Here is a 10,853-nt window from a genome sequence, read left to right as displayed (position 1 = left end):
GTTCTCCCTTCCCCCACGCCGTTTGTGGGGGAAGGGTCGGGGATGGGGGGCGCCCCCCCGTGCGTGATCCACGTCAGACGGGACGAATCCGATCCGCACCCAGTACAAAAAGCGGGGAGCCACGGTGCGAACACCGTGGCTCCCCGCGAAGATGAACGGAACGGCTGGCTCAGGCGCCCAGGGCGTCCTTCAGCCGCTTGCCGATGCGGAAGGCGGCGCTGGTGGACGCGGCGATGTTGATCTCCTTGCCGGTCCGCGGGTTGCGGCCCTTGCGCGCCTCGCGCTTCTTGGTCTCGAAGCTGCCGAACCCCGTGATCTGCACCTTGTCCCCGTTGCGAAGCGCCGTGGCGATGATGCCGTTCTCGACGCCGAAAAGGGCGTCGACCGCGCGCGTAGCCTCGGCACGGCTCATGTCAGTGGCGCTCGACAACGCGGAAACCAGTTCAGCCTTGTTCACGAAGGAAGCTCCTGTCGTAGAGGGGGTGTGGATGTGCAAAACCCAAACGGCGGCGCCGTTCGCACCGTAGAGTAGGTGTACCCTCCGCACTCGTCAAGAGAGTTGCCGTGCACGATTTTCCAGCAGCCACGCCGATTCCCGCCCACGAGACCGCCCTCCGCGAGCTGCAGGCGGCCCGCGAGATCGCCCACGCGTTCCTCACGGCCCGCTCGCCCGACGAGGTGTATCGGCTTGCCCTGGAACGAGTTGCGCCCGTCGTGGGCGCCGCGTTCGGCTGCGTGTACCTGCGCGAGTCCGACGACGTCCTGCGCCTGGTGGCAGCCTGGAACTGGCCCAAGGAATACCGCGCTTTTCTTGGAGACATGCGGGTTCGCGTGGGCCTGGGCCCCACCGGCCGGGCCGTCCAGGGCAACCAGTTCGTGGAAGTGTACGACGTCTTTCGCGACCCGTCCCTGGCCGACTGGTGGGACGCGGCGCAGGAGCTGGGCTTTGCATCATCCGTTTCCCTCCCCATCGTCCTGGGGCAGCGGCCGGAGGGCGCGCTCACCTTCTACTTCGCCCGCACGGACCGCCTGGACGAGGCCGACCGCTCGCTCCTGCGCCTGGTGGCCGACCAGCTGAGCGCCACGGCCGAGAAGGCGCACCTCATCGAGGACCTGCAGCGCGCCAACGTGCAGCTGCGCGAGCAGAACGTGGAGCTGGAGGCCCGCTTTCGCGAGGCGGAAGAGGCGCGGCGGCTCAAGAACGAGTTCCTGGCCAACGTGAGCCACGAGCTGCGCACGCCGCTCACGGCCATCATGGGCTTCACCTACCTGCTGCGCGAAGGGCACGAGGGGCCCCTCACGTCCGACCAGGCGGCCAGCGTGGAAAAGGTGGAGGCCAGCGCCACCACCCTCATGGGGCTCATCGACGACCTGCTCTCGCTGGCCAACCTGCAGCTGGGACGGCTGGAGGTGCGGCCGGAGACGTGCGACGCCGTGGCCCTGGCCCGCGCGGCCATGTCGGGGCTGCAGGCCGCGCCGGGCGTGGACGTGCGGACGATGGCCCCCGACGCCGCCGTCCCCGTGCGGACGGACGCCAGCCAGGTGGTACGCATCCTTCGCCAGCTGGTGGGCAACGCCGTCAAGTTCACGCCGCGGGGAAGCGTGACGGTGCGCGTCCGCGTGAGCGCCGGCTCCCCGTGGACGCCCGAGGCCCGCGCCGGCGGCGACGTGCGCAACTCCGTCGTGTGGGAGGTGGAAGACACGGGGATCGGCATCTCGGAGGGCGACCTGGAGGCCGTGTTCGACCCGTTTCGGCAGGTGGACGGCAGCGCCACGCGGCGGTACGGCGGCACGGGGATGGGCTTGGCGCTCTCGCGGCAGCTGGCGCGGCGCCTGGGTGGCGACGTGACGGTGCGCTCGCGCCCCGGCCAGGGCTCCACCTTCACCCTGTCCCTCCCCGCCGGCTTCGCGCCCGTGCTGGTGCCGTAGGCGGAGGGCTCGGGGTGCGTGCCGCGTGGCAAGGTGTCTCTCGCCCGCGGAGGGCCCCCTCCCCCCGACCCCCTGCCCCCGCTTCGCGGGGGAGGGGGAGAACTGCGTCGTGGGATGAGAGCGGCCACAGTGCACCCGCCGTCCCTCGCTGGGGCAGTCCGCGGAGGCGGACTTCGCGAAGTTCCAGCGGCGAATTCATTCGCTCCGGCCTGGGCTCCGCCCCGTTGAGCGACAGCCTCGCCAGGAGGGCGGCGGGCGATAGATTGATAAGACGACTCCTGCCCGTTGCCGAGCGGGGCTCATTTGCGCACCGTCACGCATCCGCCGCGGCTTCACGCGGCGGATGCCGATTTACGGACCTGAACACAGAGCCATGAGCGGCTTCGCATCCGTCGTCTTCGACTGCGACTCCACCCTTGTGGCGGTGGAAGGAATCGACGAGCTTTCCGGACCGTTTCGCGACGAGATTCAAAAACTGACGGATCTTGCCATGGACGGCGCCGTGCCGCTCGAGGAGGTCTACGGCCGCCGCATGGACATCATCCGCCCCACGCGCGCGCAGTTGGACGCCGTCGCGCGGGAGTACGTGCGCACGCTGGTGCCGCACGCCCGCGAGACCGTGGCCGCGCTGCGCTGGCTGGGCAAGACGGTCCGCATCCTCTCCGGCGGCCTGCTCCCGGCCGTCGTCGCCGTCGCGGAGGCGCTGGGGCTCACGGCGGACGACGTGGCGGCCGTCGGCATCTCGTTCGACGCGGACGACGAGTACGCGGGGTTCGAGACGGACTCGCTGCTGGCGCGCGGCGGCGGCAAGGCGTTGGCGGTGCGGGCGTGGAACCTGCCGCGCCCCTCGCTGCTCGTGGGCGACGGAGCCACGGACCTGGAGGCGCGTCCGGCGGTGGATGCCTTCGCGGCGTTCGCGGGCGTCATCGAGCGCGCGGTGGTGGTGGCCGGCGCGGACTACGTGGTGCGCGAGCGCAGCCTGGCCCCCATCCTGGCGCTCGCCTGCTCCGCCGAGGACCGCGCGCGCCTGGCGGATTCGCCGTGGGCCGGCCTCCTGGCGGAAGCCGGCGAAACGCGCTGACCTTCTCCCCTCTCCGCGATGAACGAGCGAGGAGAGGCCGAGGGAGGGGCGGGTCGCTGCCGACGAGCGGTCTCCTTCCCGAGATGAAGTTCTCCCTTCCCCCATTCTGTTCATGGGGGAAGGGTCGGGGATGGGGGGCGCTCCGCGATCCGCGAGAACTCCGCTGCTGCTCTCGACATCGGCCATCCCGAGTCGATGCCGCCGCCGAACGACGATGCACGACATCCATCAACCGAGATCCATCGTGACCGATACGCTCCCCCGCCCCGCGCCCACGGACTTTGGCCGGTTCTTTCTGCCGGGGCCCACGGAGGTGCACCCGGACGTGCTGCACGCCATGACGGCGCCCGTCATCGGCCACCGCGGGCCCGAGCTGTCGGGGCTGCTGGCGGCCGTGGATCCCGTGCTGCGCGACCTGTTTCGCACCACGCGGCCCGTGTACGTGGCCAGCTCGTCCGCCACGGGGCTCATGGAAGGCGCCATCCGCAACGGCGTGCGGCGCCGCGCGCTGTCGCTCGTCAACGGCGCGTTCAGCGAGCGGTTCGCGGCGCTGGTGACGGACTGCGGCCGCGAGGGCGAGCGCTACGACGTGCCCGCGGGCCACGCGCACACGCCCGACGAGGTGTTCAACCGCCTGCGCGCGGGCGGCTTCGACGCCGTCACGATCGTCCACTCCGAGACGTCCACGGGCGTCCTGGATCCCCTCACGGAGATCGCCGAGGCCGTGCGCCGCGCCGAGACGGAGACGGGCGAGGAGATCCTGCTGCTCGTGGACGGCGTCACGAGCGTGGGCGGCATGCTCGTGGAGGCGCGGACGTGGGGGCTGGACTTCCTCCTGACGGGCTCGCAGAAGGCCATGGCCCTGCCGCCGGGGCTGGCGTTCGGCACGGCGTCGGAGCGGATGATGGAGCGGGCCAGGACCATCAGCGGCCGGGGCCAGTACTTCGACCTCATCGAGTTTGACGTGTACTGGCGCAAGCACCAGACGCCCAACACGCCCGCCGTCTCCCTGCTGTACGCCCTGGCCGCGCAGGCAGAGCGCATCGCGGCCGAAGGCGTGGAGGCGCGCGCGGCCCGGCACTGGGCCATGGCCGAGCGCACGTGGCGCTGGGTGGAGGAACAAGGTTCGCGCTGGGGGCTGTCCCTCTTCGCCCCGCCGGGCCGCCGCTCGCCGACGGTGACGACCATCGCCGTCAACGGCGCCCTGCCCGCGACGGAGATCTGCAAGGGGATGACGAAGCGCGGCTGGACGCTGGGCACGGGCTACGGATCGCTCAAGGACACCACATTCCGAATCGGGCACATGGGAGAGCACACCGTGGACGAGCTGGAGGCGCTGCTGGCGACGCTGGAGGAGGTGCTGGGATGACGGATGGCCGTTTTCGCGTCCTGGTGACGGACGAGGTGGACCCCGAGGGCGTCGCCATCCTGCGCGCGCACCCCGACATCATCGTCGTGGAGAAGCCCACCCGCCCGGCGCCGGAGGTGCTGGAGGAGATCGGCGAGTACGACGCGTTCGTGGGCCGCAGCGCCACGCGCGTGAGCAAGGAGTTCCTGCAGGCCGGCGAGCGCCTCAAGGTCATCGGCCGGGCGGGCGTGGGCGTGGACAACGTCGACATCCCCACGGCCACGCAGCTGGGCGTGGCCGTCATCAACGCGCCGGGCGGCAACACCGTGTCCGTGGCGGAACTGGCGTTCGGCGTGCTCATCGGCCTCGCGCGCAACCTGCCGGCGGCGTGGGACAGCATGCACTCCGGCCGCTGGGACCGTTCGAAGCTGGGCGGCACGGAGCTGCGGGGAAAGACGATGAGCATCATCGGCGTGGGGCGTATCGGCGGCGAGATGGCGCGGCGGGCGCGGGCGTTCGGGATGCACGTCATCGGCTACGATCCGTACATCGGCCCCGGGCGGTTCGAGGAGCTGGGGATCGAGCGCGCGGACCGGCTGAACGATGCCCTGGACCGCGCGGACGTGCTGACGGTGCACGTGCCGCTCACCCCCGAGACGACGGGGATGATCGGCGCGCCGGAGCTGTCGCGGCTTCCCCGCCAGGCCTTCGTGCTGAACCTGGCCCGCGGCGGCGTGGTCGTGGAGGACGCGCTGGTGGACGCGCTGCGGAGCGGGCGCATCGGCGGCGCGGCGCTGGACGTATTCGACGTGGAGCCGCTGCCGGCGGACCATCCGCTGCGCACCGTGCCCAACCTCGTGCTGACGCCGCACCTGGGCGCGTCCACGCGCGACGCGCAGCGCAACGTGGCCGTGGAGGCGTGCGAGGCCGTGCGCGACGCGCTGGTGACGGGCGACCTGTCGGCCGCCATCAACGCGGCGGGCGTGGGCGGCGCGGGGATGCGCGAGCTGCGTCCCCTGCTGCTGCTGGCGGACCGGCTGGGCCGGCTGGGGCGCGCGCTGGTGCCGGGCGCGCTCACGTCGCTGGAGGTGCGCTACACGGGCCCGCGCGGCGAGGCGCCCCGGCCGCTGCTGCTGTCCGCGCTGCAGGGGGCCCTGCGCGACGTGGTGGAGCGCCGCGCCATCAACCTGGTGAACGCGCAGCACGTGGCGGCGGAGCGTGGCATCGAGACGGCGTCCACGCGCGTGGAGGGCCGCGGCGAGCTGGGCGAGGAGATCGAGCTGCGGCTGGAGGGCGGCGAGCGCAGCATTCGCGTGGGCGGCGCGCTGCTGGGCGAGACGCACGGCCGCATCGTGCGCATCGGCGCGTTTCGCGTGGACGTGGCGCCGCGCGGCGTGCTGCTGGTGCTGCGCAACCGCGACGTGCCGGGCGTCATCGGCCGGGTGGGCACGCTGCTGGGTGAGGCGTCCGTCAACATCGCCGAGTACCACCAGGCGCGCCTGCAGGTGGGTGGCGAGGCGCTGGCCGCCGTCTCCGTCGACAGCCGCATCCCCGCCGAGGTCATCGAGCGGCTGGCCGCGCTGCCGGAGATCCTGGACGTGCGGCAGGTGGACATGGAGTAGGGACTGAAGTGCGAAAGTGCGAAAGTGCGAAAGTGAACTGCGGGTTACGGGGGACAGGTTACAGGGGACAGCCTGCAACCGCGATTCGTGATGGATGAAACGGAGCCCCGTCCCGGATTTCCGGGACGGGGCTCCGCGCGTCGCGGGATGAACCGCGCGAATCCGCGTGAACACTGCGCATCGGAATTGATTTCCTGAGGGAGCGCCCTCGCAGAACTCGCCGCTCACAATGCTACGGGCGCGACCGAAGGATCTCCTTCGCGGGGCAGGGACTTCGCCGCTGGACTGGGTCCCTGCCAAGTCGGGAAGATCCTTCGGGGCGCACGCATCCGGCGCGGTCGGGTTCCATGAGGGCCCCTCAGGAAACAACTGCTTTTCCGGATCCGGTATAAGCGAGCGGAGGGGGCGTCCGCGCGATGCCTGCCATGCCGCGCAGATCCGACTTCGCTGCCTCCGCCTCCGCGCCTGCCGCGCTCAGTTCTGCGAGGGGGCGCGGCGCTCGGAGGAGATGGGGCGGCTGCGGTCGCCGGAGCGCGGGGCCTGGCGCAGCGCCTGGGAGCCGCACGCCAGGATGTCGAACGTCTCGCCGTACGCCCACTCCGTCACGCCCACGTTCTCCACGTAGAACAGGTACTGCCCCGTGGGCAGCGTGGAGGGGATGGTGAAGTTCTCGGAGCCGTCGTCCGGCGTGTTGTTGAGCGTGGCCACCACCGCCCACAGATTCACGTCCACCAGCGAGAGGTTCACGTTGCCCACGCCCGACGTGCTCGTCCACGTTACCGGCACCGTGGAGCCCGCCACCAGCTGGTAGCCCGTGCCCGGCGACGTCACCGTGAACGAGAACGCGCCGTCCTCGCTCGCCAGCGCACGTTGCGACACGGCGAGCACCATCCCCAGCGCAACGCCCAGCGCCGCCAGCCGCCATCCCGAACTCCGATTGATCTTCATCGTCGCCATTCCTGGAAGGAGATTGATGGGAGATCCCGCGAGGACCGCATCATCTAAGTAACGTTTCCCGACACAACAATCAAGAATATTCCACCCTGCTGATGGAAGCGTCCACACTCAGCTCCTCGCGCGGAGTGCAGCCCGTGTGCGAAGTTCCTTTCGCACTCCCGCACTTTCGCACTTTCGCACTCCTTTCCCCCGGCGCGCCTCTTGCCGACTGGCGCGCGCGGAAACGATGAGGGCGGATTTCACGGACGGAACAGGGACGCATGGGCATCCGGCACTGGTTGAGAAAAAAGCGGGCGGAGCAGGCGGACGACGGGGAGGAAGAGGACCGCGCGCCATCCGGCTCCATCATCAGCGCGATCTTTGGGCGCGAGGCACCCACGCTGCACGCCCTGGGCGAGTTCGATCAGACCACCTATCCCGGCGAGCTGCAGGACCTGCTGCGCCGGCGCGAGGACGTGGCCGAGGAGCTGCGCGAGATGGACCTCACCACGCGGCAGGCCCGCGTGGACGCCATCCCGCGCCTGCAGCAGATGCTGCGCACGTACCCGCACCCGCTGGCGTACGAGACGCTGATCCACGCGTACGTCGACGCCGGCCGCTGGGACGAGGCCCGCGGCGCCGCATTCGCCGCCCGCGAGCGACGCACGCAGGTGCTGCGCTCGCCCTACTCCGAGATCCGCGCCGAGGTGGACCGCCTCAAGGAATGGACGCCGGAAGAGGTGGAGCTCGTCCGCAAGGAGCGCGAGGGCGTCGTTCCGCCCACCCAGCCGTCGCGCCCCGCCGCCGAGCCGCCCGCGAGCACGCCGGCGCCCGCGCCCGTCGCCGTCAGCGCGCAGGCGGCCGCCGTGCAGCCCGCCTCGCTCGCCTCGGCGGATGCGGACCCGGCCGAACCCGTCGCGCCTGCGGATGCGGAGCCCGCCGCGTCGACTGCGGTGGATGCGGAGCCGGCGGCGTTCGTGTCCGAGCCGGATTCCATCGCGGTCGCCTCGGCGGATGCGGATTCGTCGGCCGAGTCCGTCGCGGTGTTGGATGCCGAGTCCACCGAGACGGCGGATTCGGCCGATGCGGTCGCGGTGGCGCAGGCGGACGGCGCGCCGGATGAGGCGGAGCTGGGCGACGAGTCCGACGAGCCGGCGGGCGATGCGAGCGTGGCCGGCAGCGGCGCATCGCGTCCCGGTGGCAGGGGCCCCAAGTCCCAGCGCAAGAACGGCAAACGGCGCAAGTAATCCGTCCGCTTGTCTCGACGACGACACGAGCCCCCGTCCGGAGCGATCCAGGCGGGGGCTCGTGCGATCGGTCCCTCCCGCGGCTCCGCCGTGCTGATGCCGGTCCGAGGCGTGCGGCATCCGCCGACAGGCGCTCATAGCGGATTCGAGACGGGTGTATCGCTGTGTCTCACCCGTGCTGTCATTCTGAGCGAGGAAGGCGCCCTGCTCGGTCCATTCCTTCGCGCGGAGTCGTGGGCGCCTTCCGATCGAAGAATCGGGTTGCAACCCGGCACGATCCCGCCCGTGCGCGCCCGCCCCGAGAGCAACTCAGCGCACGGGCGAGATCCCGCACTCCGGCGACCCGATTCTTCGGGCGGCGCCATCCAGCACGCGGATGGATCCAGACGGCGCCTTCCCCAGAATGACAGCACGGGTGACGAACGACTCCATCCCCGTCCGGGATCTGCTGTGAGGATCCAGGTCGGGCGCGAACCCTCCCGCACAGCATCTGCCGACAAGGATCGTAGCACATCCGCCGGGCCAAAACGGGCGCGCATCCACCCGCGGCGAACGGGATTTTGCACTTCCTTTCTCCAAAAGCCTTGCATCCGCAAGCCGCGGCACCGTACACTGAGCAGAATTCACGCACCCAACCGGGCTCCACCTCCCCCCGAGACCCACACCCAGGCACGTCCGTGCCCCGCGCTCCCGCGCCGGGCGCGCCGCAGTCGCAGGTCCGTCCGTCGCTGACTCGAAAGGTCGTGGTACCGCGGGGCGGCATCTCCGCCGCGCCGCCCTCCCATCCCCCGAGCCGTGAGGAACCCATGCGGCGTTCCGCCGTCCGTACCCTGCTGTTGCTGTTCTCCTTGCTGTTCGCCGTCCCCGCCGCCGCCCAGCAGACGGGCGCCGTGTCGGGCGCCATCCGCGACGTGGCCAGCGGCACCGGCCTGCCCGGCGTGCACGTGGAGGCCGTGGCCGCCGACGGCCGCGTGGCCGGCACCGCCACCACCGGCTCCGACGGCAGCTACCGTATCACCAACCTGGCGCCGGGACAGTACGCCATCGTCATCTCCAGCACCGACGTGGGCGTGCGGCGCCTGGACGCCACCGTGCGCGCCGGCGACACGGCCCGCGTGGACGCGCAGGTGGCCTACGGCAACGTGCGGCTGGACCCGCTCGTCGTCTCCGCCTCCAAGCGGCCGGAAAAGGCCACGGAGGCGCCCGCCCGCACCGAGGTGGTGAGCGAGGCGCAGATCGAGGCGCGCCCCGTGACCACGCTGGTGGAGCACGTGCGCGACGTGCCGGGCGTGGACGTGGCGCAGACGGGCATCCAGTCCACCAACGTGGTGGCGCGCGGCTTCAACAACATCTTCTCCGGCTCGCTGCACGCGCTCACGGACAACCGCATCGCGGGCGTGCCCTCGCTGCGGGTGAACTACCTGCACTTCATCCCCAGCAACAGCGAGGACGTGGCGCGGATGGAGGTGGTGCTGGGGCCGGGCGCGGCGCTGTACGGGCCCAACACGGCCAACGGCATCCTGCACATCATCACCAAGAGCCCCCTGGACGACCAGGGGACCACGGTGTCGTTCAGCGGCGGCAGCCAGGACCTGCTGCAGGGCGAGTTTCGCACGAGCCACCTGATCACGCCGGACCTGGGCTTCAAGGTGAGCGGGCTGTACCTGCAGGCCACGGAGTTCCGCTTCCTGGACCCCGCCGAGACGGCCGAGCAGGCGCGCTTTCGGTGCGCCATCCCCGGCCAGGACTGCACCCCGGCGCAGCTCGCGGCCGCGCAGTTCGCCCGGCGTGACCTGGCGCGGGCCACGGGCATCGACAGCGTGGCCTCCGTAGGCCGCATCCGCCGCATCGGCGAGCGCGACTTCGAGCTGCGGCGCTGGGGCGGCGAGGCGCGGCTGGACTGGCGCATCACCCCCGGCCTCACGACGGTGCTCTCCGCGGGCATGACCGACGCCATGAACGGCATCGAGCTCACGGGGCTGGGCGCCAGCCAGGTCAAGGACTGGCGCAGCAGCTACGTGCAGGCGCGGACCACGTGGAACCGCCTGTTCGCCCAGGTCTACCTCAACTCCAGCAACGCGGGCGACACCTACCTGCTGCGCAACGGCGCGCCCATCGTGGACCGCTCGCAGCTGCTGGTGGGCCAGCTGCAGCACGGCTTTGCCACGTGGGGCGGGCGGCAGAACTTCACCTACGGCGCCGACGCGCTCTTTACCAACCCGCAGACGGACGGCACCATCAACGGGTGGTACGAGAACAACGACAAGACGGAGGAGTACGGCGCGTACCTGCAGTCGGAGACGGCCATCAGCCCGCGGCTGGACCTGGTGCTGGCCGGGCGCGTGGACCTGCACTCGGCCCTGCCGGACCCGGTGTTCTCGCCCCGCGCGGCGCTCGTCTTCAAGCCGCGCGAGGGGCAGGCCCTGCGCGTGGCGTACAACCGCGCCTTCACCACGCCCAGCTCGCTGAACCAGTTCCTGGACCTGGGCAGCTCGCTGCCCAACGCGCAGCTGGCCGGGCTGGGGTACAGCCTGCGCATCCAGGGCACGGGCGAGAACGGCTTCTCGTTCCGCGACGAGAACGGCAACTACCAGGTGCGGTCGCCCTTTACGCCCAACGGCCTGGGCGGGCCGGGGCAGCTGCTGGGTGCCAACTCGTCCACGCTGCTGCCGCTGGCCGTGGGCGTGCTG

General features: G+C 71.2%; 8 protein-coding genes. 6 read left to right on the top strand and 2 right to left on the bottom strand.

From position 1 onward, the window contains the following. Positions 1-169: 169 nt before the first annotated feature. Entirely contained in the window at positions 170-457 is a 288-nt protein-coding gene (locus VFZ20_RS20375; RefSeq protein ID WP_329685779.1) for an HU family DNA-binding protein, read from the bottom strand. A gap of 107 nt (positions 458-564) precedes the next feature. Here VFZ20_RS20375 and VFZ20_RS20370 point away from each other — a divergent pair, with 107 nt between their 5' ends. The 4 genes from VFZ20_RS20370 to serA all read left to right on the top strand — a co-directional run bounded on the left by VFZ20_RS20370 (position 565) and on the right by serA (position 5,980). After that, a complete protein-coding gene (locus VFZ20_RS20370; RefSeq protein WP_329685778.1) occupies positions 565-1,929 on the top strand; it encodes a GAF domain-containing sensor histidine kinase in 1,365 nt (454 codons plus the stop codon). Positions 1,930-2,302: 373 nt separating this feature from the next. Further along, positions 2,303-3,010, top strand: a complete 708-nt coding sequence (locus VFZ20_RS20365) for an HAD-IB family phosphatase (RefSeq protein ID WP_329685777.1) — start codon at positions 2,303-2,305, stop codon at positions 3,008-3,010. A 244-nt stretch (positions 3,011-3,254) separates the two neighbouring features. Continuing rightward, a complete protein-coding gene (locus VFZ20_RS20360) occupies positions 3,255-4,379 on the top strand; it encodes an alanine--glyoxylate aminotransferase family protein (RefSeq protein WP_329685776.1) in 1,125 nt (374 codons plus the stop codon). Further along, entirely contained in the window at positions 4,376-5,980 is a 1,605-nt protein-coding gene (serA, locus tag VFZ20_RS20355; RefSeq protein ID WP_329685775.1) for a phosphoglycerate dehydrogenase, read from the top strand. Before VFZ20_RS20360 ends, serA begins: the two co-directional genes overlap by 4 nt. 474 nt (positions 5,981-6,454) lie before the next feature. Here the strand turns inward: serA and VFZ20_RS20350 are convergent, their stop codons facing one another. Beyond that, the gene (locus VFZ20_RS20350) at positions 6,455-6,928 is read right to left on the bottom strand and encodes a Ser-Thr-rich GPI-anchored membrane family protein (protein ID WP_329685774.1); all 474 of its coding nucleotides are present in this window, start codon (positions 6,926-6,928) and stop codon (positions 6,455-6,457) included. 269 nt (positions 6,929-7,197) lie between these two features. Here VFZ20_RS20350 and VFZ20_RS20345 point away from each other — a divergent pair, with 269 nt between their 5' ends. Continuing rightward, complete coding sequence (locus VFZ20_RS20345) at positions 7,198-8,163, top strand: hypothetical protein (RefSeq protein ID WP_329685773.1); 966 nt, start codon at positions 7,198-7,200, stop codon at positions 8,161-8,163. Between the two features lie 806 nt (positions 8,164-8,969). Further along, positions 8,970-10,853: TonB-dependent receptor (locus VFZ20_RS20340; protein WP_329685772.1), on the top strand; the 1,884-nt coding region annotated here is incomplete at its 3' end.

Origin of the sequence: Longimicrobium sp. (genome assembly GCF_036280135.1) — a bacterium.
Classification (GTDB): Bacteria; Gemmatimonadota; Gemmatimonadetes; order Longimicrobiales; family Longimicrobiaceae; genus Longimicrobium.
Note: the sequence above shows the minus strand (reverse complement) of the source record. Positions and strands in the feature narration are given on the sequence as shown.

Bases quoted from the DNA above. Each gene is read 5' to 3' on its own strand.
- VFZ20_RS20365 (WP_329685777.1), top strand. From the start codon at position 2,303: ATGAGCGGCTTCGCATCCGTCGTCTTCGACTGCGACTCCACCCTTGTG.
- serA (WP_329685775.1), top strand. From the start codon at position 4,376: ATGACGGATGGCCGTTTTCGCGTCCTGGTGACGGACGAGGTGGACCCC.
- VFZ20_RS20350 (WP_329685774.1), bottom strand. From the start codon at position 6,928: ATGAAGATCAATCGGAGTTCGGGATGGCGGCTGGCGGCGCTGGGCGTT.
- VFZ20_RS20345 (WP_329685773.1), top strand. From the start codon at position 7,198: ATGGGCATCCGGCACTGGTTGAGAAAAAAGCGGGCGGAGCAGGCGGAC.